Source organism: Curtobacterium sp. 1310, assembly GCF_017834105.1.
Lineage (GTDB): Bacteria > Actinomycetota > Actinomycetes > Actinomycetales > Microbacteriaceae > Curtobacterium.
The window spans coordinates 689,345-714,322 of sequence record NZ_JAFICY010000002.1 but is presented as its reverse complement, the minus strand read 5'-3'; the positions used below and the strand labels follow the sequence as shown (position 1 = coordinate 714,322).

Annotated in this window: 23 protein-coding genes; 14 read left to right on the top strand and 9 right to left on the bottom strand. The window is 71.8% G+C overall.

All coding sequences use genetic code 11. The features are described from left to right. The first annotated feature begins 23 nt into the window (after window positions 1-23). The 3 genes from dcd to JOD95_RS07360 all read left to right on the top strand — a co-directional run bounded on the left by dcd (window position 24) and on the right by JOD95_RS07360 (window position 1,613). Entirely contained in the window at window positions 24-611 is a 588-nt protein-coding gene (dcd, locus tag JOD95_RS07370) for a dCTP deaminase (protein WP_209684193.1), read from the top strand. Window positions 612-708: 97 nt separating this feature from the next. After that, window positions 709-1,218, top strand: coding sequence for an XRE family transcriptional regulator (locus JOD95_RS07365; protein ID WP_066651859.1), 510 nt, complete (start codon window positions 709-711; stop codon window positions 1,216-1,218). Then, window positions 1,215-1,613 carry a DUF86 domain-containing protein gene (locus JOD95_RS07360; protein ID WP_209684192.1) on the top strand — a complete coding sequence of 133 codons (399 nt, stop codon included), beginning with the start codon at window positions 1,215-1,217 and terminating at the stop codon, window positions 1,611-1,613. The genes JOD95_RS07365 and JOD95_RS07360 overlap by 4 nt, the downstream gene beginning before the upstream one ends. Window positions 1,614-1,875: 262 nt before the next feature. Here JOD95_RS07360 and JOD95_RS07355 read toward each other — a convergent pair whose 3' ends face one another. The 6 genes from JOD95_RS07355 to idi all read right to left on the bottom strand — a co-directional run bounded on the left by JOD95_RS07355 (window position 1,876) and on the right by idi (window position 9,306). Further along, complete coding sequence (locus tag JOD95_RS07355) at window positions 1,876-2,991, bottom strand: sugar-binding protein (protein WP_066651861.1); 1,116 nt, start codon at window positions 2,989-2,991, stop codon at window positions 1,876-1,878. Window positions 2,992-3,076: 85 nt separating this feature from the next. After that, complete coding sequence (mmsB, locus tag JOD95_RS07350) at window positions 3,077-4,369, bottom strand: multiple monosaccharide ABC transporter permease (protein ID WP_209684191.1); 1,293 nt, start codon at window positions 4,367-4,369, stop codon at window positions 3,077-3,079. Continuing rightward, entirely contained in the window at window positions 4,366-5,889 is a 1,524-nt protein-coding gene (mmsA, locus tag JOD95_RS07345) for a multiple monosaccharide ABC transporter ATP-binding protein (protein ID WP_209684489.1), read from the bottom strand. Before mmsA ends, mmsB begins: the two co-directional genes overlap by 4 nt. Window positions 5,890-6,296: 407 nt before the next feature. After that, the gene (locus JOD95_RS07340; RefSeq protein WP_066651865.1) at window positions 6,297-7,316 is read right to left on the bottom strand and encodes a LacI family DNA-binding transcriptional regulator; all 1,020 of its coding nucleotides are present in this window, start codon (window positions 7,314-7,316) and stop codon (window positions 6,297-6,299) included. Window positions 7,317-7,420: 104 nt separating this feature from the next. Beyond that, window positions 7,421-8,506: a magnesium and cobalt transport protein CorA gene (locus JOD95_RS07335; RefSeq protein ID WP_209684189.1), complete on the bottom strand. Its 1,086-nt coding sequence runs from the start codon at window positions 8,504-8,506 to the stop codon at window positions 7,421-7,423. Between the two features lie 257 nt (window positions 8,507-8,763). Beyond that, on the bottom strand, window positions 8,764-9,306 hold the full coding sequence (idi, locus tag JOD95_RS07330; protein ID WP_209684188.1) for an isopentenyl-diphosphate Delta-isomerase: 543 nt from the start codon (window positions 9,304-9,306) through the stop codon (window positions 8,764-8,766). A 21-nt stretch (window positions 9,307-9,327) separates the two neighbouring features. On the opposite strand from idi, the gene JOD95_RS07325 reads away from it, so the two are divergent. From JOD95_RS07325 to JOD95_RS07295, 7 genes are all read left to right on the top strand, one after another. Then, window positions 9,328-10,386 (top strand): polyprenyl synthetase family protein, encoded by a 1,059-nt coding sequence (locus JOD95_RS07325; protein ID WP_066651867.1) that lies wholly within the window; start codon window positions 9,328-9,330, stop codon window positions 10,384-10,386. After that, the gene (locus tag JOD95_RS07320; protein WP_209684186.1) at window positions 10,383-11,300 is read left to right on the top strand and encodes a phytoene/squalene synthase family protein; all 918 of its coding nucleotides are present in this window, start codon (window positions 10,383-10,385) and stop codon (window positions 11,298-11,300) included. Before JOD95_RS07325 ends, JOD95_RS07320 begins: the two co-directional genes overlap by 4 nt. Continuing rightward, a complete protein-coding gene (gene crtI, locus JOD95_RS07315) occupies window positions 11,297-12,961 on the top strand; it encodes a phytoene desaturase family protein (RefSeq protein WP_209684184.1) in 1,665 nt (554 codons plus the stop codon). The genes JOD95_RS07320 and crtI overlap by 4 nt, the downstream gene beginning before the upstream one ends. Beyond that, window positions 12,961-13,323 (top strand): lycopene cyclase domain-containing protein, encoded by a 363-nt coding sequence (locus tag JOD95_RS07310; protein ID WP_209684182.1) that lies wholly within the window; start codon window positions 12,961-12,963, stop codon window positions 13,321-13,323. The genes crtI and JOD95_RS07310 overlap by 1 nt, the downstream gene beginning before the upstream one ends. Further along, window positions 13,320-13,805, top strand: coding sequence for a lycopene cyclase domain-containing protein (locus JOD95_RS07305; RefSeq protein ID WP_209684180.1), 486 nt, complete (start codon window positions 13,320-13,322; stop codon window positions 13,803-13,805). Before JOD95_RS07310 ends, JOD95_RS07305 begins: the two co-directional genes overlap by 4 nt. After that, entirely contained in the window at window positions 13,802-14,728 is a 927-nt protein-coding gene (locus JOD95_RS07300; RefSeq protein ID WP_209684178.1) for a prenyltransferase, read from the top strand. Before JOD95_RS07305 ends, JOD95_RS07300 begins: the two co-directional genes overlap by 4 nt. A gap of 114 nt (window positions 14,729-14,842) precedes the next feature. Then, complete coding sequence (locus JOD95_RS07295) at window positions 14,843-15,886, top strand: Gfo/Idh/MocA family protein (protein WP_209684176.1); 1,044 nt, start codon at window positions 14,843-14,845, stop codon at window positions 15,884-15,886. A 289-nt stretch (window positions 15,887-16,175) separates the two neighbouring features. On the opposite strand, the gene JOD95_RS07290 is transcribed toward JOD95_RS07295, so the two are convergent. After that, entirely contained in the window at window positions 16,176-16,916 is a 741-nt protein-coding gene (locus JOD95_RS07290; protein ID WP_209684175.1) for an MBL fold metallo-hydrolase, read from the bottom strand. A gap of 63 nt (window positions 16,917-16,979) precedes the next feature. Here JOD95_RS07290 and JOD95_RS07285 point away from each other — a divergent pair, with 63 nt between their 5' ends. The 3 genes from JOD95_RS07285 (at window position 16,980) to JOD95_RS07275 (ending at window position 19,358) form a co-directional block, all read left to right on the top strand. Next, window positions 16,980-17,501: a hypothetical protein gene (locus JOD95_RS07285; RefSeq protein ID WP_209684174.1), complete on the top strand. Its 522-nt coding sequence runs from the start codon at window positions 16,980-16,982 to the stop codon at window positions 17,499-17,501. Window positions 17,502-17,504: 3 nt separating this feature from the next. Next, on the top strand, window positions 17,505-18,566 hold the full coding sequence (locus JOD95_RS07280; RefSeq protein ID WP_209684173.1) for a YihY/virulence factor BrkB family protein: 1,062 nt from the start codon (window positions 17,505-17,507) through the stop codon (window positions 18,564-18,566). Window positions 18,567-18,659: 93 nt separating this feature from the next. Then, window positions 18,660-19,358, top strand: a complete 699-nt coding sequence (locus JOD95_RS07275; RefSeq protein ID WP_209684171.1) for an SDR family oxidoreductase — start codon at window positions 18,660-18,662, stop codon at window positions 19,356-19,358. A 26-nt stretch (window positions 19,359-19,384) separates the two neighbouring features. On the opposite strand, the gene JOD95_RS07270 is transcribed toward JOD95_RS07275, so the two are convergent. Further along, the gene (locus JOD95_RS07270; protein ID WP_209684169.1) at window positions 19,385-20,959 is read right to left on the bottom strand and encodes an ABC-F family ATP-binding cassette domain-containing protein; all 1,575 of its coding nucleotides are present in this window, start codon (window positions 20,957-20,959) and stop codon (window positions 19,385-19,387) included. Window positions 20,960-21,269: 310 nt separating this feature from the next. On the opposite strand from JOD95_RS07270, the gene JOD95_RS07265 reads away from it, so the two are divergent. Then, window positions 21,270-21,695, top strand: a complete 426-nt coding sequence (locus tag JOD95_RS07265; RefSeq protein ID WP_209676372.1) for a DUF3151 domain-containing protein — start codon at window positions 21,270-21,272, stop codon at window positions 21,693-21,695. 226 nt (window positions 21,696-21,921) lie between these two features. On the opposite strand, the gene JOD95_RS07260 is transcribed toward JOD95_RS07265, so the two are convergent. Beyond that, entirely contained in the window at window positions 21,922-24,978 is a 3,057-nt protein-coding gene (locus JOD95_RS07260; RefSeq protein WP_209684487.1) for a glycoside hydrolase family 2 TIM barrel-domain containing protein, read from the bottom strand.

The following is a 24,978-nucleotide window of genomic DNA, read 5'->3' as shown; positions in this document are numbered from 1 at the left end:
GACCCTGCCGCTAGGGTTGCTGCGTGCTGCTCTCCGACCGCGACATCACCGCCCAGCTCGCCGAGGGGCGGATCGGCCTCGACCCGTACGACTCCTCGCTCGTGCAGCCGTCGAGCATCGACGTCCGCCTCGACAAGTACTTCCGGCTGTTCGACAACCACAAGTACCCGCACATCGACCCGGCAGAGGACCAGCCCGAGCTCACCCGTCTCGTCGAGACCGACCCGGACGAGGCGTTCGTGCTGCACCCGGGGGAGTTCGTCCTCGGTTCGACGTTCGAGGTCGTGACGCTGCCGGACGACATCGCGGCACGCCTCGAGGGCAAGAGCTCGCTCGGTCGCCTCGGCCTCCTGACGCACTCGACGGCGGGCTTCATCGACCCGGGCTTCTCGGGCCACGTCACGCTCGAGCTGTCGAACGTCGCGACGCTGCCGATCAAGCTCTGGCCGGGCATGAAGATCGGGCAGCTCTGCTTCTTCCAGCTCTCGAGCCCGGCGGAGAAGCCGTACGGCTCTGCCGAGTACCAGTCGCGCTACCAGGGCCAGCGTGGTCCGACCCCGTCGCGCTCGGCGCTGAACTTCCACCGCGCGGACGTCTCGCAGCGCGACTGACCGCGGGCGGGGCCGATCACGCCCGCCCGGAGGCCGCCGCGGGACCGGTGATGTACTACTGCACGGCGAAATGTCGCACTCTGTGTATCGTTGCTGCATGGCCGAAGCACCGACCCGTGCGCCGCAGCCGGTGGTGGCGTCCGAGATCATCCGCGACGCCCGACTGCGCGCCGGACTGACCCAGGTGCAGCTCGCCGCTCGCGCCGGGGTCACGCAGAGTGTGATCAGCACGTACGAGAACGGTCGGCGGGAACCGTCGCTCGCGGCACTGCAGCGGCTCGTCCGTGCTGCGGGGTTCGAGGCATCGGTCGACCTGCTCCCGGTGGACGCTCCGCCTCCCCTGGTCGATCGCATCGCGGCCGCGCGCGACGCCCTGGTCGCGGCGGTGGAGCGCAACGGCGGTGCCGCACCCCGCGTCCTGTGCACCACCGGCTCCCGGCGGCGAGCCGAGTCCGTCGGGCTGCTCGTGGACCTCGAGCCCGGTGCCGGCATCTTCACCCTCATGCGGATCCAGGACGAGGCGGAGCGGCTGCTCGGTGTCGACGTCGAGGTGCTCGACGCCCTGTGCGCCGGGTCGGACCTGCACCGTGCAGCGGTCCCGCTGTGACGGGTGCCACGGGACCGGAGGTGGACGAACGGCTCGACGCGGTCGTGCGCGCGTGCGAGGCGATCGAGCGCTACGTCGCGGACGCCGCTCCGTCGGACGTCGTGCTCGACGCGGTCCGGATGCGGTTGGTCGAGATCGGCACGGTGGTCGCGGCCCTGCCCGGTGTCCTCACGGCGACCGAGCCCGAGATCCCGTGGGCGCGTCTCGCCGGCGTGGGGGACCGGTTGACCGGCCGACGCCGGGGGGTGACCTCGTCGGTGCTGCTGTGGACGGCACGCGTCGACGTGCCACGGCTGCGGGAGGCGGCCGAGCGGTTGCGCGCGACGGGTGCGACCCACGTCCTTCCGGGCGATCCGGCGCACCCGGACGGCGAGCCCTCCGACCCGGCCGGCTGACGGACGGGAGGCCCGTGGCGGGCGCGCCCCGTGCCTCCCGTCCGGCGCTCCGTCCGTCCCGAGAGACGGGGGCGTCTGCGCGAGACGCACCGCGACCACCGAGACGCCCCCGGAACCGGAGGCGTCGCGCGGGCGTGGCGGCGCCTGGCGGCCACGCCGGCGTCTCGACGCCGGCGTCCCGGGACGCGGGAAGGCCCCGTCTCGCCGGAGCGAGACGGGGCCTTCCTCGTGCTGTGGTGCTGTGGTGCTGCCGTGGAGGGGATCAGCCCTTCTTGGCGAGCTCCTCGAGGGTGTCGTTGCCCTTGTAGGCCTCGACCGCGTTCTCCTTGGTGACCAGGACCGGGGTCAGCTCGACGGCCGGCACGACCTTCTTGCCGTTGTCGTTGTTCTTGTCCTCGGTGGTCTTCGGGGTCTTGCCGTCGGCCAGGTCGGAGACCAGGTCGATCGCGGCCTGCGCCTCTTCGGTGGTGTTCTTGTAGATGGTCGAGTACTGCTCGCCCTGCATGATCAGCGGGATCGAGGCGGTCTCGGAGTCCTGACCGGTGACGACCGGGTTCGGCTTACCAGCAGCCTTGGTGGCGGTCAGGATGGCGCGGGCCAGGGTGTCGTTCGGCGACAGGACACCGTCGAGCTCGGTGTTCGTGTACGACTTCGTCAGGATGTCGGTCATGCGCGACTGGGCGTTCTGCGCGAGCCAGCCCTGGGTGTTCGTCTTCGAGAACGAGGTCTGACCCGAGACGACCTTGAGGGTGCCGTCGTCGATCTTCGGCTGGAGCACGTCCATGGCGCCGTTGAAGAAGACCTTCGCGTTGGCGTCGTCGGGCGAGCCGGAGAAGAGCTCGATGTTGTACGGGCCGCTCGACTTCTTGGCCTTCATGCCGTCGAGCAGGGCCTGGCCCTGCAGCTGGCCGACCTTGAAGTTGTTGAACGCGACGTAGTAGTCGACGTCGTCGGTGTTCAGGATGTTGCGGTCCCAGGCGATGACGACGGCGCCGGACTTCTTGGCGGCGGCGACCTGCGTGCCGAGCTGCGAACCGTCGGCGGCACCGATGATGATCGCCTTCGCGCCCTTGGTGACCATCGACTGGATCTGGCCCTGCTGGTCCGGGACCGGGTTGCCGGCGTTGGCGTACTGGATGTCGGCCTTGAAGCCGGCGTCCTCGATCGACTTCTCGAACGCGGCACCCGCGAGGACCCAGTTCTGCGAGGTCTTGGCGGGGAGCGCGACGCCGATCAGGTCGCCCTTCTTGATCTGGACGTTCGAGGCGCCGCCCGACGAGTCCGAGCCGGCGTCCGAGTTGCCGCGGGCCGAGCAGCCGCTGAGGGCCAGACCCGCGACGAGTGCCAGGCCGATGCCGGCGATGAGCTTCTTGCGCATGAGATTGCTTTCTCTTCGTTGAGGAGTGGTGCTGTGTGGTGCGGGGATCGTGCGGGCGGCCACCGGAGCGGCCGCCCGCCACGTGTTACTGGACGTTGACCTTCTCGGGCTGGTCCTCGATGGTCCGCGGCTGCTGCGCGGCCACCGTGTTCTGTTCGGTGTCCTTGCGTTGGAACTGCTTCAACATCCCGCCGATCAGGGACGGACGCCCCTGCGACTTCGAGTAGACGTCGAAGGCGACGGCGACGAGCAGGACGAGACCGCGGATGATCTGGACGCGGTTGGACTCGAGGCCCACCAGCGACAGACCGTTGGACAGCAGGGCCATGACGAGACCACCGATGATCGATCCGGAGATCGTGCCGATGCCACCGGCGACCGCTGCACCACCGACGAACACGGCGGCGATCGCGTCGAGCTCCCAGCCGGTGCCGTCCGCGGGGCCCGAGGCACCCGAGTAGCCGACGAAGACCATGCCGGCGACGGCGGCCAGGACGGACATGTTCATCATGACGAAGAAGTTGACCTTGCGGGCGCTGACGCCGGACAGGACGGCGGCGTTCGCGTTGCCACCGACCGCGTAGACCTGGCGGCCGAAGATCGTGTTCTTGGTCAGGAAGCCGTAGACGATGGTCAGGACACCGAGGATGATCGCGACGATCGGGATCGACGTGCCGGCGGGGCCGGCGGCGAACAGGTACGTCGCGACGAGGGTGACGGCGACCAGGATGCCCGTGCGGACGATCGAGACCCAGAGCGGGACGAGCTCGGCCTGCATCTTCTTGCGACGCTGACGGCCGCGGAACTCGAGGAAGACGAGCACGAGGCAGGTGACGATGCCGAGGATGAGCGTGCCGTTCGAGAACCCGAAGTCCGGGCCGAAGTCGGGCAGGAAGCCCGAACCGATCTTCGCGTAGTCGTCCGGCACCGGCTGCGACGTCGAGTTGCCGATGATCTGGTTCGCACCGCGGAAGATGAGCTGGCCGGCCAGGGTCACGATGAAGGCCGGGACCTTCACGAACGCCACCCAGAAGCCCTGCCAGGCACCGACGGCTGCACCCACGGCGAGGCCGAGGATGATCGCGGCCCACGCCGGGAAGTTCCACTGCGCCATCGACTGGGCGACGATGATGCCGGTGAACGCCGCGACGGACCCGACCGACAGGTCGATGTGTCCCGCGATGATCACCATGACCATCCCCAGCGCCAGGATGAGGATGTAGGAGTACTGCAGGAACACGTTGATGATGTTCGTCGGCTCGAGGATGAGCCCGTTCGTCAGGATCGAGAACAGGATCAGGATCGCGATGAGCGCGATGATCATGCCGTACTGGCCGATGCTGTTGCCCTTGCCGAACAGCAGTTTCAGGTTCTTCATGAGATCAGTGCGCCCTTCCGCGCGGAGGTCATGCTGCGCATGAGGGTCTCGGGGTCGGCCTGGTCCGCGGGGACGTCGGCGGTGATCTGGCCCTCGAAGATCGTGTAGATCCGGTCGGAGAGGCCGAGGAGTTCGGGGAGCTCGGAGGAGATGAGGATGATGCCCTTCCCCTGTGCCGCGAGCTGCTGGATGATGCCGTAGATCTCGAACTTCGCGCCGACGTCGATGCCGCGGGTGGGCTCGTCGAGGATCAGCAGGTCCGGGTCGGTGAACATCCACTTGGACAGGACGACCTTCTGCTGGTTCCCGCCGGACAGCTTGCCGACGTTCTCCTCGACGGTCGGCACCTTGGTGCGGAGCATCTTGCGGTAGCGCTCGGCGACGTCGTACTCCTCGAGGGAGTCGACGACACCGGCCTTCGAGATCTTCGGCAGGTCGGCGGCGACCGTGGAGCGCTTCACCGTGTCGAGCAGGTTCAGACCGAGGGCCTTGCGGTCCTCGGAGACGTAGCCGAGGCCGTTCTGGATCGCCTGCTGGACGTTCGCGATCTTGATCTCGCGGCCGTCCTTGATGATCTGGCCGTCGATGAAGTTGCCGTACGAGCGGCCGAAGATGCTCATCGCGAGCTCGGTGCGGCCGGCGCCCATCAGGCCCGCGAAGCCGACGATCTCGCCGCGGCGGACGTGGAAGTCCGAGCCCTTCGCGACCAGGCGCGAGGCGTCCTGCGGGTGCTGGACGGTCCAGTTCTTGACCTCGAAGAAGACCTCGCCGATCTTCGGCGTTCGGTCCGGGAACCGGCTCTCGAGCGAGCGGCCGACCATCCCGCGGATGATGCGGTCCTCGTTGACGCCGTCGCCCTTCACGTTGAGCGTCTCGATCGCCTTGCCGTCACGGATGATCGTGATCTCGTCGGCGATCTGCTCGATCTCGTTGAGCTTGTGGCTGATGATGATGCTCGCGATGCCCTTGGACTTCAGCCCGACGATGAGGTCGAGCAGGTGCTGCGAGTCGTTCTCGTTCAGGGCCGCGGTCGGCTCGTCGAGGATGAGGAGCTTGACGTCCTTGTGCAGGGCCTTCGCGATCTCGACGAGCTGCTGCTTGCCGACACCGAGGTTCTTGATCTGCGTGTCCGGGTCCTCGTCGAGGCCGACGCGGGCGAGCAGGTCCTGGGCGCGGAGCTGGGCGCTGGTCCAGTCGATGACACCGAAGCGACCGGGCTCGTTGCCGAGGAACAGGTTCTCGGTGATCGACAGCTCGGGGATGAGCGCGAGCTCCTGGTGGATGATGACGATGCCGGCCTGCTCGGACTGCTTGATGTCCTTGAAGCGGACCTCGTCGCCCTCGTAGACGATCTCGCCGCTGTAGGTGCCGTACGGGTAGACGCCCGAGAGCACCTTCATGAGGGTGGACTTGCCGGCGCCGTTCTCGCCGCAGATCGCGTGGATCTCGCCGGCGCGGACGCTGAGCGACACGTCCGAGAGCGCCTTGACACCAGGGAACTCCTTGGTGATCGACCGCATCTCGAGGATGGTCTCGGCGCTGGTGACGGACCTGGTGGCCAGGTCCGGTCCCTGTGGGGTTGACGCCACGGTGCATCTCCTTCTGCCGCTGCGGTGCGGCAGTCCTTCGGGTGGTGAGGTGCGGCATCGGGGGCGCAGGAGTGCCTGCGTGGACCTCGTTGTCGCGTCCGGTGTCCTGCTCGGTGTGACGGCCATGTGACCGTTCACATCGGCGGAACGGAGGTAATTTACGCACAGCCCCGTCGCGGCTGTCAATTCGGTTCGGTCGCGTTTTCGTAACGGCCCGCGTGATCCGGCGGAATCCGCGTCCTGACGCCCCCCGAGGTGGGGTGGTCGGGCGTCACGCAGGGCGGACGGGAGGCGCGGGGCGGGGTCGCCACGGGCCTCCAGGCCGACGCGTGGTCGCGTCAGCGGCGCCGGGGTGCGCCCGTCGATCCGCGCACCACGAGCTGCGGCACGAGGTCGACCGGGCGGAGCGTGTGCCCCTCGGACGGCAGGAGCAGTTCGACGCAGCGCCGACCGAGCTCGGGGAAGTCGACCTCCACCGTGGTCAGCGGCGGCCAGAGGTGCTTCGCCTCGGGGATGTCGTCGTAGCCGACCACGGACAGGTCACCCGGGACGTCGAGCCCGTAGGACCGCGCCGCGTGCATGACCCCGAGCGCCATCGCGTCGTTCGAGCAGAAGATCGCCGTGCAGTCCCGGTACCGCAGGAGCTCGCGGCCTGCGTGGTAGCCGAAGTCCGCGGTCCAGTCGCCCAGGATCGGCGGCACGACGGGCATGTCCCGGTCGGACATCTCGCGCAGGAACCCCTGCATGCGGGCCTCGGCCTCGATCCAGTCCTGCGGCCCGGCGATGTGCCGGACGTACTCGTGGCCGAGGTCGAGCAGGTGCGCGGTCGCCAGCCGGGCACCCTCCATCTGGTCGATGAAGAGCGTCGAGCGCTCGTCCCCGCCGCTCGTGCGGAGCGCCACGTAGGGCGTCCGCATCCCGAGCTCCTCGATGAGGTCGAACACGCGCTGCTGCGGCGCGATGACGATGATCCCCTCGACGTCCTGGTCGAGCAGGTGCCCGAGGCCGTCCCGGACCGCTTCGTCGGTGGCCGCCGCGATGTTCGCGGTCGTCACCGAGTAGCCGCGCGTGACGGCGGCGTCCTCGATCGCCTGCATCGTCGCGGCCGGTCCGTAGTGGGAGCGCTGCGCGGTGAGCACGCCGATGGTGTGCGTCCGACTGGTGACCAGGGCGCGCGCGGCGCGGTTCGGCCGGTACTGCAGCTGCTCCATCGCGGCGAGCACGCGGTCCTTGGTCTCGGCGCGGATGGCGTCCGAGTTGTTGAGCACGCGCGACACCGTCTGGTGCGAGACGCCGGCGACCCGCGCGACGTCACGGATGCTGGGCGAGCGCGGTTGCTGTGTCCGCGGTGACGCCATCGTTGCTCTCTCCTGCTCGGGGCCGTGGCACCTCGATGTGCACGTTCACATTCCGAGCCAGATCATTATGCACGTCCCCGCGCTGCACGCCAGCCGTACCCGTCTCAGAGCCAGTTGCGCTTCCGGAACACCAGCCACAGGATCCCCGCCAGGGCGAGCATCGCCACGATCGCGACCGGGTAGCCGTACCGCCAGTGCAGCTCCGGCATGTGGTCGAAGTTCATGCCGTAGACGCCGGCGATGAGCCCCGGGGCGAAGAGGATGGCCGCCCAGGACGAGATCTTCTTGACCTCCTCGCCCTGGCGGTGCGCGGCCCGGGCGAGCTGCCGGCTCTCCTCGCCCTGCGCCAGGGAGGCGCTCGTCATCCGCCGCATCGCCTCGTTCTGCTCCTGCGTCACGAGGGTCGAGTGCAGCGTGAGGGCGTTCTCGAGCAGCGCCCGGAACGAGTCCACCCGCTCCGTCACGCGGAGGGCGTGGTCGAGCACGTTGCGCAGGCGGTGCTGCACCTCGTCGTCGACGCCGTACTTGTCGGCGCCCCGGAGCAGCCCGCGCACCATCGCCGGTACCGGGGCCGTGGCGCGCTGGAACCCGAGCACCTCGCTGAGCAGCTGGTAGATGCGCTTCGAGACGCCGGGGTCGACCTGGCCCGCGAACAGCTGGTCCTCGATGGCGTCGACCTGGTCCTGGATGACCCCGACGACCGGTGCGTAGCCGTCGACGATCTCGTCGAGCACGGCGGCGGTGACGGCTTCGGACCCCGTGGCGAGGAACTCCGGGTCGGCCTCGACCCGGCAGCGGACGGCGGCGAGGTCGGGCTCCTCGGCGTGCCGCACGGTCACCACGAACCGCCGACCGACGAAGAGGTGCACCTCGCCGAACTCGACCTCGTTCGTGTCGGCGCGGTGCCAGGCGGGTCGGAGCACCAGGAAGAGCGTGTCGCCGTACCGCTCGAGCTTGGCGCGCTGGTGTCCCTTGCGGGCGTCCTCGACGGCGTTCTCGTGCAGGTCGAACTCGGCGGCGACGGCCTCGAGCTCGGCGTCGTCGGGGCGCAGCAGGCCGATCCAGGCGAGCGCGCCGTCCGCGGCCGTCGCCGTGGTGGTGACCGGGTCGGTCTCCGTGGCCCGGGACAGGGTCGCGGGACCGCCGATGCGACGTCCTGCGACGTAGACGGCGTCGTCGATGCGTGCCATGTCGTGCTCCTCGTGCTCGGGAGCAGGCAGGCGCGATGCTCCGCGACGGAGCAGGGCGAGCACGGGCACCGGTCGAGCCGGTGCGGAGCGTGCGTCAGCGAACGGGCACGGTGACGACCGGGGCGGTCGTCCGGCCCGATCGAGGATGGTCACCCGACATCGCGCCTCACCTGCCCTTCTCGTCGTCCGTGGTCGCCAGGGCGCGACCAGCGGGCCACGTCACCCGGAGGGTGGACGTGCGTCGAGTGAGCGATCGCTCAGCGGGTGACGTGCAGTCCCTGCTGCTCGAGCTCCGTGAGCTGCCACCCGAGCCAGGGGCTCCAGGCGAACGGGGCCGCGGCGACCGATGCCCGCAGCTCGTCCTCGGAGAGCCAGGCGTACTCGGCGACCTCGTCGTCCGCGGGGGCCGGGACGTCGTCGGTCACGGCGCGGAACACCGGGCAGACCTCGTTCTCGACGATGCCCGAGGCGTCGACCGCGCGGTACCGGAAGTCGGGCAGCACGAGCTCGACGTCGCGCACGGTGATGCCGAGCTCGCGGGAGGCACGGCGGGCGACGGCGTCCTCGAACGCCTCGTCCGGTCCGGGGTGCCCGCAGAACGTGTTCGTCCACACCCCCGGCCAGGTCTTCTTCGACAGGGCGCGACGGGTCACGAGGACCTTGCCCTCGGCGTTCCGCACGTGGCACGAGAAGGCGAGGTGGAGCGGGGTGTCCTCGGTGTGCACCGCGAACTTCTCGGCGGTGCCGATGGGAGTGCGGTCTTCGGCGAGCAGGACGACGGATTCCGGGAAAGTGTTCATCTGCCCCGATAGGTTAGGCCAATGAGCGAGGAAGCGGCCACCGTGGCGCAGATCGACCTCGCACTGGTCGACGACTGCATCGAACGCTTCTTCGCGGTGTCGTCGGCCCGTGCGCGTCGGTTCGGCAGACCGTCCGAGGAACTCTGGCGGGTGCTCCGTCGAGCGAGCATGGGCGGCAAGCGCTTCCGCCCCCGCATGGTCCTCACCGCGTACGCCGGGCTCGGCGGCACGGACGCCCACGCCGCCGCGAACGTCGCCGCCGCGTACGAGCTGCTCCACACCGCGCTCGTCGTGCACGACGACGTCATCGACCGCGACTGGTCGCGCCGCGGGGAGCCGAACGTCGCCGGGTCCTTCCGCGACACCGGCACCACCGGTGGTCTCGCGCTGCCCACCGCCGAGCACCGGGGGGTGAGCGCCGCCGTCATCGCGGGGGACCTCGCCCTCGTCGCCGCCGCACGCTTCGTCGAGGCGTCCGGTGTCGTCGACGACCGTCGTGCCCGGCTGCTCGAGATCCTCGACGACGCGGTCTTCGCGAGTGCGGCGGGCGAGATGACCGACGTCGACCTCGCGCTGGGCGTCATGCCCTCCGTCGACGAGGTCCTGGCCATGGAGCGGGCGAAGACGAGCGTCTACTCGTTCGAGGCGCCGCTGCAGTCCGGTGCCGTGCTCGCCGGCGCGGACGAGTCCGTCGTGGCCGCCCTCGGTGCCTTCGGTCGCGAGATCGGCATCGCCTACCAGATCGTCGACGACCTGCTCGGGGTCTACGGCGACGAGACCGTGACCGGGAAGTCCGTGCTCGGCGACCTGCGCGAGGGCAAGCGCACCATGCTCATCGCCTACGCCGCGACCACCGACTGCTGGGACGACATCGCGCCCTACCTCGGCGACCCCGACCTCGGCGAGGAACGCGCGGCCGAGCTCCGTGCGACCCTGGAGACCTGCGGCGCGAAGGCGGCGGCCGAGTCCCGGATCGCCGAGCACGCCGCCCTCGCCCGAGCCGAGCTCGCGGCCCTGCCCTACGAGCTCGCCGAACGACTGGAGCACCTGGTGTCCGAACTGCTGGAGCGCGTGCGGTGACCCAGACCGCACCACCGCGTCTGCCCCTGTACGACGCGACGGCCGAGGCTGCCTCCGGGGTCGTCATCGAGCGCTACTCGACCTCGTTCGGCCTGGCGAGCCGGCTCCTCACCCGGGACACCCGCGAGCACATCCGCAACGTGTACGCCCTGGTCCGCGTGGCCGACGAGGTCGTCGACGGTCCCGCGACCGAGGCCGGACTCGACCACGACCTGGCGCGCACCGTGCTCGACGAGCTCGAGGCCGACACCGAGCGTGCGATGGCACTGGGCTTCTCGGTGAACCCGGTCGTGCACGCCTTCGCCCGCACCGCCCGCACGACGGGCTTCGGGCCGGAGCTCACGAAGCCGTTCTTCGCGTCGATGCGCATGGACCTCGAGCGGACCGAGCACGACCAGGAGTCGTTCGACCGGTACGTGTACGGCTCCGCCGAGGTCGTCGGGCTGATGTGCCTCCGCGCGTTCGTGTACCGGGCCGGTCGGCCGACCTTCGACGACGCCGTGCTCGTCGACGGTGCCCGCGCGCTCGGGGCGGCCTTCCAGAAGGTGAACTTCCTGCGCGACCTGCACGCCGACTTCGAGGTGCTCGGCCGCTCGTACTTCCCGGGGGTCGACGTCCGCACGTTCGACGAGGCCACCAAGGACCGCCTGGTCGCCGACGTGCAGGCCGACCTCGACCGTGCCGCGCTGACGGTGCCGCTGCTCCCCGTCGACGCGCGCAAGGCCGTCGGCCTCGCGCACGCGCTGTTCCAGGAGCTCAACGACCGGATCGCCGCGTGCCCGGCGGACCGCCTGGTGACGACGCGCGTGCGCGTGCCGAACCCGGTGAAGGCGCAGCTCGCCGCGCGCGTGCTCGCCGGACGCGCCCCGCTGTCGTCCCGCGCAGCCCACCACCGGTCTGGAGGCCGTGCATGACCCCGTCCCGTGCCTCCCGTCCGTCCACCCCCGCGTCGCGGCGCGCGGTGCCGGCCCGACGTGCCGTGATCGTCGGCGGCGGCATCAGCGGACTCGCGTCCGCCGCGCTGCTCGCCCGCGACGGCTACGCCGTCACCGTGCTCGAGCAGCGCGACCAGCTCGGCGGCCGCGCCGGGTCGTGGGAGCGGGACGGCTTCCGGTTCGACACCGGGCCGTCCTGGTACCTCATGCCCGAGGTGTTCGACCACTTCTTCCGGCTGCTCGGCACCACCGCCGACGCCGAGATGGACCTCGTGCAGCTCGACCCGGGCTACCGCGTCTACAGCGAGGGCGACGACGAACCGATCGACCTGCGCGCGGACCGCGAGGCGAACATCGCGCTCTTCGAGTCGATCGAGCCCGGTGCCGGTGCGCGGCTGCGGAAGTACCTCGACTCCGCCGAGGACACCTACGCGATGGCCGTCCGTCGCTTCCTCTACACGACCTTCCAGGACCTGACGAAGCTCGCCGCCCCGGACGTCCTCCGTCGTCTGCCGAAGCTCGCCCGGCTCCTGCTGCAGCCGCTGTCGTCGTTCGCCGCGAAGGCCGTGCGGGACCGCCGGCTCTGGCAGGTCCTCGGGTACCCGGCGGTGTTCCTCGGCACCAGCCCGTACGCCGCGCCGAGCATGTACCACCTCATGAGCCACCTCGACCTGGCCGACGGGGTGCTCTACCCGAAGGGCGGCATCACCGAGGTCATCGCCGCGGTCGAGCGCGTCGCCCGTCGCGAGGGTGCCGAGATCACCACGGGTGCGACCGTCGAGCGGATCGTCGTCGAGGACGGGCACGTGACGGGCGTCGTGCACCGCGATGCCTCCGGTGCGGAGCACACCGTGCCCGCCGACCTCGTGGTGAGCGCCGCCGACCTGCACCACACCGAGCTGCACCTGCTCGACGCGGAGCACCGGACGTACCCGGAGCCGCACTGGCGGAAGCGCGACCCGGGGCCGAGCGCCGTCCTCGTCTACCTCGGCGTCGACGGTCCCGTGCCCGGGCTGCTGCACCACACGCTGGTCTTCACCGCCGACTGGGAGGCCAACTTCGGCGCGATCTTCGGCAAGGACCGACACGTGCCGGACCCGGCGTCGATCTACGTCTGCGCGCCCTCGCTCACCGACGACACCGTCGCGCCCGAGGGCTCGAGCAACCTGTTCGTCCTGGTGCCGCTGCCCGCCGACCTGTCCATCGGGAAGGGCGGCATCGACGGTGCCGGCGACGCCGAGGTCGAGCGCATCGCCGACCGCGCGATCGACGTCATCGCGGAGCGCTCCGGCGTGCCCGACCTGCGCGACCGCATCCGCGTGCGCCGCACGATCGGCCCGCAGGACTTCGCCGACGACTACAACGCGTGGAGCGGCTCGATGCTCGGGCCGGCGCACACGCTGGCGCAGAGCGCGTTCTTCCGCGAGGCGAACGTCTCCCGCAAGGTGGACGGCCTCTACTACGCGGGCGCCTCGACCACCCCGGGCATCGGCCTGCCGATGTGCCTGATCAGCGCCGAGGTGCTGCTCAAGCGCATCCACGGCGACACGTCGACCGAACCGCTGCCGACGCCACTGCCGGCACCGTCGTCGGGGCCCGCCGGGTCGTCGACGGCCGGGTCCGCCCGGACCGCGGGCTGATGCCGGGGGCGTACCTCGCCGGACTCGTGGTGTCGATCGCCGGCATCGCGGTGCTCGACGCCCGGTACCGGCTGTTCTTCTGGCGCAGCCCCCTGCGTGCCGCGGCGGTGATGGTGATCGGGCTCGTGTTCTTCCTCGTGTGGGACGTCGCGGGCGTGCACCTCGGCATCTTCTTCATCGGGCAGGGCGACCTGCTGACCGGGGTGCTGCTCGCGCCCGAGGTCCCGCTCGAGGAGGTCTTCTTCCTCGTGCTGCTCTGCTGGACGACGATGGACCTGTTCGGTGCCCTGCGTCCGGTCGTGGCCCGGCGGCTCGACCGTGCCGGGTCCCGGGTCGGGCCCGACGAGGAGCGACGCTCGTGACCGGCACGGCGACGTACGCCCTGCTCGCGGTGCCGTTCCTGGCCTTCGCGGCCCTCGTCGCCGTGGCGGCCGGAGTCGTGTCGGCCCGTCGCCGCGGAGCCGGTCGCGGACAGGCCGGTCGTGGGCGGGCCGGTCGTGGCCGGGCGGGGCGCCGGTGGGTCGGTGTGGGCGGTGTCGTCAGCGCCGTGGCGGCCGGCGTCGTCCTGCTCCTGATGACCGGCGTCTTCAACAACGTGATCGTGGGGCTCGGCATCGTCGCGTACGACGACGCGCTGGTCTCCGGCGCCCGGGTCGGGCTGTTCCCGGTCGAGGACCTGGCCTACTCGCTCGGTGCCGCCCTGCTGCTGCCGAGCTGCTGGGTCCTGCTCGAGCGGCCGCGGGCCCGGTCGTCCGCGCACCCCACCGTCCGCGGGGCGGGACGCGGGACCGGTACGGTCGGAACGCCGACCCAGCCACCCCGTCGACCGGAGGAGACCCCGTGACCGTGAGCAGTGCCTCCAGACCGTCGACCGCGCGCGCCCTGTTCGTGTCGTCGCGACCGATCAGCTGGGTGAACACCGCCTACCCCTTCGGTGCCGCGTACCTGCTCGGCAGCGGGGTCGGCGTCGACGGTGGCGGCGGCTTCTCGCTCGTCGCGTTCCTCGTCGGGGTCCTGTACTTCCTCGTGCCGTACAACCTGGCCATGTACGGCATCAACGACGTCTTCGACTACGAGTCCGACCTGCGGAACCCCCGGAAGGGCGGGGTCGAGGGCGCGCTGCTGGACAAGAGCGTCCACCGCACCACGCTGTGGGCGGTCGTCGTCACGAACGTCCCGTTCCTCGTCGCACTCGTGGTGCTCGGCGCGCTGAGCGGCAACGGGCCGTGGTCGTGGCTCGTGCTCGCGATCAGCGTCTTCGCGGTGATCGCGTACTCGGCACCGGGGCTGCGCTTCAAGGAGAAGCCGTTCCTCGACTCGCTGACGTCGTCGACGCACTTCGTCTCACCGGCGGTCTACGGGCTGGCGCTCGCCGGCCCGCACTGGACCGGGGCACTCGTCGCCGTCTGCGTCGCGTTCTTCCTGTGGGGCGTGGCCTCGCACGCGTTCGGCGCCGTGCAGGACGTGCTGGCCGACCGGGCCGGCGGCATCGGCTCCGTCGCGACGGTGATCGGCGCCCGGGCGACGGTCCGGCTGGCGTTCGTGGCGTACCTCGTGGCCGGCGTCGCGCTGCTGTTCTCGGACTTCCCGGGGCCGATCGCGGCGATCGTCGTCGTGCCGTACGCGCTCAACGTCCTGCCGTGGTGGAACATCACCGACGCCGGGGCCGAGGCGGCGAACGCGGGGTGGAAGCGGTTCCTCTGGATCAACTACCTGGCGGGCTTCATCGTCACGATGGCCCTCATCGGCTACGCCTGGACGCACTGACGCAGGCTGCTGCACGGGCGGTGGGTGCGGCTGCACGACACTCGTCGTCGGCCTGACAGACTGGACGCACGCGCCGCGGGAGTCGTGGCGCGCCGGTCACGAAGGAGTGCACGCATGACGGTCCGCATCATCCACGTCGGTCTCGGAGGGTGGGGCGGCAACTGGGCCCGCACCGCCATCCCGCAGGTCACCGAAGTGGAGGTGGTCGGGCTCGTCGACCCGGTCCCCGCGACGCTGGACGCCGTGCGCGAGGACCTCGACCTGCCGGCATCCGCCGCCTTCGCCTCGCTCACCCAGGCGCTCGCCGGGGTCGAGGCCGACGCCGTCGTCATCACCGCACCGGCCGTCACGCACGTGCCGCTCGCGCTCGAGGCCCTCGAGGCCGGCAAGCACGTCCTGGTCGAGAAGCCGTTCGCGAACTCCACCGACGAGGCGCTCACGGCGGTCCGCCGGGCCGAGGAGCTCGGGCTCGTGCTGCAGGTCAGCCAGAACTACCGCTGGTACCCGGCGCCCCGTGCGGTCAAGGAGCTGCTCGCGGCGAAGGAGCTCGGCGAGCTGTCCGCGATCAGCATCGACTTCCGGCAGTGGGACAACGACCAGCCCGTCGAGACCTACCCGCACTACCGGTTCCCGCACCCGATGATCAACGACATGGCGATCCACCACTTCGACCTGCTCCGGATGATCACCGGGCTCGAGGCCGTCCGCGTGTACGCCCGCGCGTCGTACCCGAGCCACAGCAAGTACCAGGACGAGGCCGTCACGTCGATGATCATCGAGCTCGAGGACGGTCTCGTCGTGAGCTACCGCGGCAGCTGGCTCTCGCGTGCTCCGCGGACCGCGTGGGCGGGGGAGTGGAGCATCCAGGGCGAGGACGGCGAGATCTGGTTCACGAGCCGCGACGGGTCGCCGAGCGAGATCGCCGGGGACCGCGTGACGCTGCGGGCCGACCAGGACGCCGAGGCCGAGGCCGTCGACCTCCCGACGCTCGAGCACACCGACCGGCAGGGCGGGCTGCAGGCCTTCGCCCGGTCCGTCGAGGGCGGCCCGGCTCCCGAGACGAGCGGCCGGGACAACCTGCGGAGCCTGGCGTTGATGGAGGCCGCTGGTCGCTCGGCAGCCTCCGGCCGCCCCGAGGACGTGGTCCTGCCCGAGTAGGGCGTCGCGGGCTCGGGTGCTTCCGGGCGTACCTGGTCGATCCGGGCGTACCTGGTCGATTCGTTCGACCAGGTACGCCCGTTCTCACCAGCCATCGCAACCGTTCTGGGAAGGAACGGGTGCGCGGGGACGCACGTCACGACGGACGGGAGGCGCGGGGCAGGGCCGCCGCGCGCCTCCCGTCCGTCGTCCACCCGGCACCACTGCCGCGGGACTCGCGCTGCGCGACGGTCCTCGCGCGCGTGCACGCGAGGGCCGTCGCCAGGCCCGGGTCTCGGGCCCGGCAGCGCTACGCGGCGCCGGCTGCCCTCCGGGCCTGCGCGACCGCGGCGCGCACGCCCCGCGAGAACGCGGGGCCGTGCCCGGGCAGCACGTGCCGGGCCTCGGTGTCCTCGAGGCGACCGAGCGACGCGACGGCCTCGTCGACGTTCGCCGTCGCGGCCGGCGCGACCACCCGCGGCCCGATCCCACCGGTGTAGGGGTCGAAGGTGACCAGGGCGTCGCCCACGATCAGCGCGTCGCGGTCGGCGAAGTGCAGCGCGACGTGCCCGTCCGTGTGCCCGGGCGTCTCGATGATCCACGGGTTGCCGGGGACGTCAGCGCGGGACACCAGCGGCTGCGTCTCCGCGATCCCGTCCACCGTCGCCGCACCGGCGAGCAGCATCCGACCGAGCGGTGCGAGTCCGCCGGGGTGCACCGCGACGAAGCCGAAGCGGTTCGTCTGCGGCCGGTACGAGTACGGGTGAGCCGCCAGGTCGCGGTCGCCCGGGTGCACGAAGACGGGCGTGCCCCACTCGCGGTGCATCCTGGCGGCGGTGCCGACGTGGTCGAAGTGCCCGTGCGTGAGGAGCAGCGCCTCGACCCGAGCGGGCGTGTACCCGAGGTCGTGGACGGCGAGCAGCAGGTGCGGCCACGCGGCGGGCAGCCCCGCGTCGACGACGAGCAGGCGGTCGCCCGTCTCGACGAGGTACGTGTTGGTGTGTGCGATCTCGAGGCGGTGGATCCCCTCGGCGACGTCCCGGAAGAGCATGGGCTGCACCGTAGACCGCGGTCGCTCGGTGCCATGCCGGGGACCGCCTGGTAGGCACGAAGCATGGCCAAGGACAGCATCCCCGAGCTGGAGCTCGCGAACGTGCGGACCCGCGAACGCCTGACGGACAGCGTCAGCGAGATCCGGCGGCGCTCCGACGTGCCCGCGCGCACCCGGCTGGCGCTCGCGAAGGCCCGGCAGCGCTGGCACCGCGACCCGACGCCGCTCATCGCGATGGGCGTCACCGCGGCGACCGGCATCGCGGCGATCGTCCTCGGCACCCGCATCGGGCGGACCGACGCCGGGCACCTCGACCGTCCGGCGGCGTCGACCGCGTTCACCGCGCTCCTGCCCTTCGGCGCGCGCGGTGAGCTCGACGCCGACCAGGCGCGCGGCGGACGGAAGGGGCGGAAGGCCCGGCGCAAGGCGGCCGAGGAGTCGCTCGAACGCGACCCGGTGCACAAGAACCGCGTGAAGCAGCGGGCCGGCATCGCCGCGGTCCAGCGCCGCGCGACGAAGAACCGGAAGCAGGCCGCCGCGCGGTCGAAGGCGGCGGCGAAGGCCCTCGCGAAGGCGAAGGGCTAGACCATGGCGCACAAGGACAAGACCCTCCAGCAGGAGATGCAGCACAAGCCAGCGCCGGACGACCCCCGGAAGCCGGACAGCCCGACGGACCTCACGAAGCCGTCGTTCACGTACACGCTGAAGAAGACGCTCCGCGAGTTCACCAGCGACCAGTGCACCGACCTGGCCGCGAGCCTGACCTACTACACGGTGCTCGCGCTCTTCCCCGGCCTGCTGGCGATCGTCTCGATCCTCGGCCTGGTGTCCAACCCGAAGGACACGATCGACACCCTGCTCGACGTCGTCACGAACGTCGGTGGTGGGCAGGTCGCCGACCTCCTGCGCGACCCGGTCGAGGGGCTCGTCCGCTCCCCGGCGGCGCCGATCACGTTCATCGTCGGTGTGCTCGGTGCGCTGTGGTCGGCCTCCGGCTACGTCGGCGCCTTCGGCCGTGCGATGAACCGCATCTACAACGTCCGTGAAGGCCGGCCGATCTGGAAGCTCCGACCGACCATGCTCGGCGTCACGGTGTTCACCGTCGTGCTGCTCGTGCTGGGGCTCCTCGTGCTCGTCTCCGGACCGCTGGCCCGGGCGTTCGGCGACGTCATCGGCCTCGGCGACGCCGCAGCGCTCGTGGTCTCGATCGTGCAGTGGCCGATCCTGCTCGCGATCATGATCGTCGTCGTCGCGGTGCTGTACTACTGGGCCCCGAACATCCGCCAGTCCAAGTTCAAGTGGGTGAGCGGCGGCGCGCTGGTCGGCATCACGATCTGGATCATCGCGAGCGTCGGCTTCGGCTTCTACGTCGGCAACTTCTCGAACTACAACGCGACGTACGGCTCCCTCGGTGGCGTCATCGTCTTCCTGCTCTGGATCTGGATCACGAACAACGCGCTGCTCTTCGGTGCGGAGTTCGACGCCGAGCTCGAGCGCGGCCGCCAGCTGCAGGCCGGCATCCGGGCTGAGGAGGACATCCAGCTCCCCGAGCGCGACACCCGCCAGATCGAGAAGCAGGACGAGCAGCACGCCAAGGACGTGCTCGAGGGCATCAGGATCCGCGAGAGCGCCGGGCGCTCGAAGGACTGACCGGCTCCTGCACAGCGGCGGCGGCCGGCCCCGCCCTCCACAGCCGGGAGGCGCGGTGCCGGTCCGCCACGCCCGCTCCGTAGGGTGGGACGCATGACCGACACCGCTCCCGCCACCGCCCGCCCGACCGCGCTCGTCACCGGGGCCACCCGCGGCATCGGCCGCGCGATCGCACTGGACCTCGGGCGGACCCACCACGTCCTGGTGGGCGGCCGCTCCGCCGACGCGGTCGCCGCGCTCGTGGCCGAGCTGCCGAGCGCGTCACCGTTCGTCGGCGACCTCGGCGCGGGCGACGTGCCGGACCTGCCGGCGTCGCTCGACGTCCTGGTGCACAGCGCCGGGGTCGAGCAGGGCACCCGCATCGCGGACACCTCGCGCGAGGTCTGGGAGACCGTCTTCGCGACGAACGTCTTCGCGGTCGCCGAGCTCACCCGGGTCGCACTCCCGGCGCTCCGCGCAGCACGTGGGATCGTCGTGCCGATCAACAGCGGCTCGGGCTTCACCGCAGGTCCCGGCGGCGGTGTGTACGCGGCGTCGAAGTTCGCGCTCCGGGCCTTCGCGGACGCGCTGCGCGAGGAGGAGCGGGCGAACGGCGTGCGGGTGTCGAGCGTGCACCCGGGCCGGACCGACTCCGACATGCAGCGCGCCCTGACCGAGAAGCTCGGCGAGGACTACGACACCGCGTACTACCTGGCACCCGAGGACGTCGCCGCGGCCGTCCGGACCGTCGTCGACCTGCCGGAGCGCGGCACGATCGAGTCGGTCGCGATCCGGCCGACCCGGAAGCGGTAGCCGCCAGCCGGGTCGGCGCGGAAGGGCTACCGCAACGCGATCCGACCCGTCAGGTCGAGCCGCTCGAGGAAGGTCTCGTCGTGACTGGTCACGACGAGGGCGCCGCGGTACGCCCGGAGCGCCGCCACGAGCTGGTCGACGCTCGTCAGGTCGAGGTCGTTCGTCGGCTCGTCGAGCACCAGGAGCTGCGGCGGCGGGTCCGCGAGCACCAGCGCGGCCAGCGCCACCCGGAAGCGCTCCCCGCCCGACAGCGAGCGGACGGGACGGTCCACCGTGTCGCCGCGGACGAGCAGACGCGCGAGTCGGTTCCGGAGCTCCCCGTCGGGTACGTGCGGGGCGTCCCGCCGAACGTTCTCGAGCACGGTGGCGTCGTCGTCGAGTCCGTCCCGACGCTGCGCGAGGTACCCGATCCGGTCGACGTGCGGCACCGCCGCGGTGTCCGGGACCGGGTGGTCCCGTGCGGTGGGGCTCCCGACGAGCTGGTCGAGCAACGTCGTCTTGCCGACGCCGTTGTCGCCCGTCACGGCGAGGCGTTCGGGGCCCTGCACGACGGTGTCCCGCCCGCGCACGGTGATCGTCGCGATGCGCCGTGACGCCGGCACGTCCGGGTCGGGGAGCGCCACGTGCAGGGGCTCGTCGTCGCGCAGGCGCAGTTCGGCCTCCCGGACCGCCGACAGGGCCTGCGCCTCCGCCGAACCGTGCGCCGTCCGGAGCCGACCAGCGGTCTCCTGCGCCTTCTTCCGCTGCTCGTTCGCCAGGATCTTCGGCATCGAGCGGCCCGCCTTCTCGCCCGCCCTCGCCCGGCGCGCGATCGTCGTCTCGGCCTCGATGCGCTGCCGCTTCTCCGCTCGGTGCCGTTGCTCGGCGACGCGGACCTCGCGGGCGACGGCGGCCTGCTGCACGGCGAGGTGTACCTCGTACGCGCTGAACGTCCCGCCGAACACCGTCGCCGAGCCGCTGCGGAGCTCCACGGTCTCGTCGACGTGCTCCAGCAGCTCCCGGTCGTGCCCGACGACGACGAGGGTGCCGCGCCAGCCGTCGACCAGGTCGAGCAGGGCCGCGCGGGCCCGACGGTCGAGGTTGTTCGTCGGCTCGTCGAGCAGCGCGATCGGTCGTCCCCGCAAACGGATGCCGGCCACGGCCGCCAGGACCGCCTGCCCACCCGAGAGGGTCGTGACGGGTCGGTCGAGGTCGTCGCCGTCGAGCCCGGGGACGTCCGCGAGCGCTGCGGCGGCACGCTCCTCGACGTCCCAGTCGTCGCCGACGGCGTCGAGGTGTGCAGCCGAGGCGTCGCCGTCCAGGACGGCTCGGAGCGCCGTCAGCGTCGTGCGGATCCCGAGCAGGTCCGCCACGGTGTCCCCGGGGCGGGCGTGCAGCCGCTGGGGCAGGTGGTCCACCGCACCGGTCGTGCTGACCGAGCCGGACGTGGGTTGGAGCCGGCCCGTGACGAGCCGGACCAGCGTGGACTTGCCGGCGCCGTTCCTCCCGACCAGGCCGGTGCGTCCGCGGCCGAAGGCGGCGGTGAGGTGGTCGAGCGCGACGGTGCCGTCGGGCCAGGTGAAGGTGAGGTCGTGCAGGACGACGGACGGTGTTGCGGGCATGGGGTGCCTCCCGGATCGTGAGCTGGGCGCACGACACCGGACCCGCGGCGACCGGAGGGGTCGGCACACGGGAGCGCCCGAGGGGGCGCGACGACCAGGGCGCCCGACGGGGCGCGACGATCACGGTGTCAGCGCGAGGACTGCGCGGTACCGGTGATCGACTGCAAGGCTGCTCGTTCCGTCGGGGACCCCCGTGTCCGCCACCCGTGCTGCCGGTCGGTCTCCCGCCCCGGCGGCCCCGCGTGACGACGAGGTGTCACCCACCGTAGGGCGGACGCCGCTCCTCGGCAAGAGGTGACAGGCTGGGGGCATGCCGGAGAACCTGCTGCCGAACCCGACCGCGAACCCCGCGACCCTGCTGCCGGAGGAGCCCGAGGTGACCGCCGCGCTCGCTGCCGACGCCCCGGTGTCGAGCGTCGTCGTGTCGCACCCGTCCTCGAGCCTGGCGTGGGCGCTCCTCGCCGACGAGGCCTGGGCGCGCGGCGCGACCCTCGAGTCCTACGCCTACGCCCGCGTCGGGTACCACCGCGGTCTCGACGCCCTGCGGAAGGCGGGGTGGCGCGGTGCCGGGCCGGTGCCGTGGTCGCACGAGCCGAACCGCGGCGTGCTCCGCGCGCTCTTCGCCCTGCGCCGCGCGGCGTCCGCGATCGAGGAGCCGGGCGAGCCCGAGCGCCTGACGGAGTTCCTCGACGCGTCGGACCCCGAGGCGCTCCGCGCCCTCACCGCAGGGGAGTAGCGGGGCGGCCGTGGCGCCGCTGCGCGGCTGCCGCCCGCTGCGGATGCAGTCCGACCGAGCGGCACCGCGCACCGCGGTGTCGGCGCGACGCCGCCGCACAACCGGAAGCACCTCGCGCCACGGGAACCCGTGGCGCGAGGTGCTTCCGGTTGTGCGCGAGCAAGCCGCGCCACGGTGTGCCGCGGCGCGCCGGCGCGCCGGCGCCGCCGCCGCAGCCGCGCCGCCCCTACCCGAGCACCACGCTCCACGAGAACGCCTGCGGCCACAGCTGGTGCTCCGGGAGCACGTCGAGCCCGCACGCCCGCGACCCCAGCCCGTGCTGCGCCGCGTCGAGGTACAGGTACGCGTGCTCCGGCGTCGGCAGCTCGTACGGGTGCATCGCACGCCCGAGCTCCTGCGCGGTCCACGGCGAGAGCGTGAAGCCTGCCCGGTGCGCCCCGACGGTCGACACCGTGAACGGCCCGACCGACAGCGTCCGCAGCCCCGGCCGGTGTCCGGTCTCCTGCGGCATCGAGTAGTCCACGGTCAGCGCCCGCGCCGGCGCACTGAACCGGCCGACCCGAGCCGCCCGCGACGAGTCCGCGTACGACTCCGCCGGTCCGGTCCCGAACCACGAAGCGTCCTCGTCGAGCAGCGACGCCGGCAGGTCGAACCGCACGCCGATCCGCGGCCAGGTGACGTCCCACGCCCCGAACGGCACCGCGTCGGTCTGCAGCAGCAGTCCGTCGTCGGTCAGGGTCCAGCGGTGCGTGACGTCGACGCCCCACCCGCTGTTCGCCGCCGCCACACGGACGCGCTGCTCGAGGCCGTGGTCGGTCCGCGACACCGACACGAGCCGGTGCGTCAACCGGTCGAGCCCGCGTGCACGCCACCGGACCGCCGACGCGGGAGCGGTGGGGTCGCCGACGCCCTTCGTCAGCACCGGGTCGGCCGTCTCGTACCCGCCCTGCGAGGCCAGGCTGTCGTTGTCCGTCGGTGCGCGCCACAGCTCGAGCCGCGGCCCGGCGACCTCGTGCCCCTTCCAGGACACCAGGTCACCGCGGGCGGTGAAGGTGCCCTCGCCGAGACGGTCGCCGTCCCATCCCTGTCGGGAGGCCCGGGGCACGTCCGCCGCGCGGCTCGCCACGAGCCGCTGCGTGCGTGCGACGACGTGGCCGGTGTCCGCCCACGCGGTCGGCCCCGCCAGCTCCGCCGTCACGTCGAGCCACAGCTCGTCGCCGGGGGCCAGGGACGCGGCGTCCGCGGCTGCCGCGAGCACCTCGTCGGGCACCGGGACCGTGGCCGACTGCCGGGCCGCGACGACGCCGGGGGTGAAGCGGCCGCTGGCCTCCTCGACCCCGTTCCGCGACAGGGTCCAGCGGAAGCGCAGTCCTGCGGTCGATGCGGAGTGGTACCGGTTCTCGACGAGCACGGTGGTGTCCGACAGCGAGAACCGGATCGGGGCCACGACGGCCGCGAACTCCGCCAGCCCCGGCGTCGGGGAGTCGTCGGGCAGCACGAGGCCGTCCATCACGAAGTTGCCGTCGTGCACGACCTCGCCGAAGTCACCGCCGTAGGCGTAGTAGTCCTGGCCGTCGGCGGTCTGTGCGAGCAGACCGTGGTCCCGCCACTCCCACACGAAGCCGCCGTGCAGCCGCGGGTACCGGTCGACCAGGTCCTCGTACTCCTGGATCTGGCCGGGTCCGTTGCCCATCGCGTGGACGTACTCGCAGTGCAGGAACGGCTTCGTCCGCTGCCGCGCGGCCTCGGCCGGACCGCACCCGAGCAGCGGGGTCTCCGGGCCGCCGCCGATCGACTCGGTCTCCTGCAGCGTCGGGTACATCCGCGAGTACACGTCGGTGTAGGCGCCGGTGTAGTCGCCCTCGTAGTGCACCGGGCGCTCGTCGTCGCGGTCGTGCACCCACTGCGACATCGCGGCGAGGTTCCGGCCGGTGCCGGACTCGTTGCCGAGCGACCACATGACGATCGACGCGTGGTTCTTGTCGCGCTCGACCGTCCGGGCGATCCGGTCGAGGTAGGCGTCACGCCAGGCCGGGTCGTCCGAGGGGTTCCCGACCCAGTCGGTGAAGAGGAAGCCGTGGGTCTCGAGGTCGCACTCCAGGATGACCCAGAACCCGAGCTCGTCCGCCAGGTCGAGCACACGGGGGTGCGGCGGGTAGTGCGAGGTGCGGATCGCGTTGACGTTGTTGCGCTTCATCAGCGCCATGTCCGCCCGGGCGTGCTCCTCGTCGAAGACGCGGCCGCGCACGGGGTGGGTCTCGTGCCGGTTCACCCCGTGGAACACCACGCGCTCGCCGTTCACCAGGAACCGGTCGCCGACGATCGACACGGTGCGGAAGCCGAGGCGCAGCGCGACGGTCTCGCCGCCCGCGCGGCCGCCGGCGTCCGTGCCGGTGGAGACGGTCGCGTCGTACAGCTTCGGGACCTCGGCGCTCCACGGCTCGACGCCCTCGAGGGTGATCGGCGCGACCTCGTCGGCCGAGGCCCACGTCACGTCGACACCGAGGTCGGGCACCCGGAAGCGCACCGGGAACGCTGCGTCGAGGGTCGGGAACGTGATCGTCCCCGTGCCGGTCTCCGGCCGTCCGGAGGCAGCCGTACCGGCCGTGGCGGCGTTGCCGAGCGTGGCGGTCCAGCCGGCGCGCACGAACACGTCGTCGATCGGCGCGGTCGGTCGGGCGAGCAGGGTGACGCTGCGGAAGATGCCGGGCAGCCACCACTGGTCCTGGTCCTCGAGGTACGAGGCCGCCGACCACTGGTGCACCCGGACGAGCAGCTCGTTCGACCCCGGCACGAGCAGCGAGGTCACGTCGAACTCGGTCGCGAGTCGGGATCCGGTCGACCAGCCCACGAGGGACCCGTTCAGCCACACCCGGAAGTGCGACTCGACACCGTCGAAGCGCAGCAGCACCCGGGCCGCGGCGTCGAAGGACGCGGGGACCTCGAACGTGCGGCGGTGGTCGCCGGTCGGGTTCTCCTCCGGCGGGTGCGGCGGGTCGATCGGGAACGGGTACTGCAGGTTCGTGTAGCTCGGCGCGCCGTGCCCGTGCAGGACCCAGTGCGACGGCACGGGGAGGCTGCCCCACCCGTCCTCCACCCCCGGGAGCGGGACGTCCGCGACCGGCGACCACCGGAAGTCCCAGTCCCCGTCGAGCGACAGGGACGGGGCGTCGGTGTGCAACCAGGCCCGCGGCGCGAGCCGGGTGTCCGAGCCCGGTGCCGTCGAGGCGAGCGCGTCGAGCGCCTCGGGCGTGGTGCTGGTGGAGGACGAGTGAGCAGCGAT

Bases quoted from the DNA above. Each gene is read 5' to 3' on its own strand.
- JOD95_RS07270 (WP_209684169.1), bottom strand. From the start codon at position 20,959: ATGCCCGCAACACCGTCCGTCGTCCTGCACGACCTCACCTTCACCTGG.
- JOD95_RS07325 (WP_066651867.1), top strand. From the start codon at position 9,328: ATGAGCGAGGAAGCGGCCACCGTGGCGCAGATCGACCTCGCACTGGTC.
- idi (WP_209684188.1), bottom strand. From the start codon at position 9,306: ATGAACACTTTCCCGGAATCCGTCGTCCTGCTCGCCGAAGACCGCACT.
- mmsB (WP_209684191.1), bottom strand. From the start codon at position 4,369: ATGAAGAACCTGAAACTGCTGTTCGGCAAGGGCAACAGCATCGGCCAG.
- JOD95_RS07340 (WP_066651865.1), bottom strand. From the start codon at position 7,316: ATGGCGTCACCGCGGACACAGCAACCGCGCTCGCCCAGCATCCGTGAC.
- JOD95_RS07275 (WP_209684171.1), top strand. From the start codon at position 18,660: ATGACCGACACCGCTCCCGCCACCGCCCGCCCGACCGCGCTCGTCACC.
- mmsA (WP_209684489.1), bottom strand. From the start codon at position 5,889: ATGCGGTCGATCACCAAGGAGTTCCCTGGTGTCAAGGCGCTCTCGGAC.
- JOD95_RS07265 (WP_209676372.1), top strand. From the start codon at position 21,270: ATGCCGGAGAACCTGCTGCCGAACCCGACCGCGAACCCCGCGACCCTG.
- JOD95_RS07355 (WP_066651861.1), bottom strand. From the start codon at position 2,991: ATGCGCAAGAAGCTCATCGCCGGCATCGGCCTGGCACTCGTCGCGGGT.
- JOD95_RS07290 (WP_209684175.1), bottom strand. From the start codon at position 16,916: ATGCTCTTCCGGGACGTCGCCGAGGGGATCCACCGCCTCGAGATCGCA.
- JOD95_RS07310 (WP_209684182.1), top strand. From the start codon at position 12,961: ATGCCGGGGGCGTACCTCGCCGGACTCGTGGTGTCGATCGCCGGCATC.
- JOD95_RS07285 (WP_209684174.1), top strand. From the start codon at position 16,980: ATGGCCAAGGACAGCATCCCCGAGCTGGAGCTCGCGAACGTGCGGACC.
- crtI (WP_209684184.1), top strand. From the start codon at position 11,297: ATGACCCCGTCCCGTGCCTCCCGTCCGTCCACCCCCGCGTCGCGGCGC.
- JOD95_RS07280 (WP_209684173.1), top strand. From the start codon at position 17,505: ATGGCGCACAAGGACAAGACCCTCCAGCAGGAGATGCAGCACAAGCCA.
- JOD95_RS07295 (WP_209684176.1), top strand. From the start codon at position 14,843: ATGACGGTCCGCATCATCCACGTCGGTCTCGGAGGGTGGGGCGGCAAC.
- JOD95_RS07365 (WP_066651859.1), top strand. From the start codon at position 709: ATGGCCGAAGCACCGACCCGTGCGCCGCAGCCGGTGGTGGCGTCCGAG.
- JOD95_RS07335 (WP_209684189.1), bottom strand. From the start codon at position 8,506: ATGGCACGCATCGACGACGCCGTCTACGTCGCAGGACGTCGCATCGGC.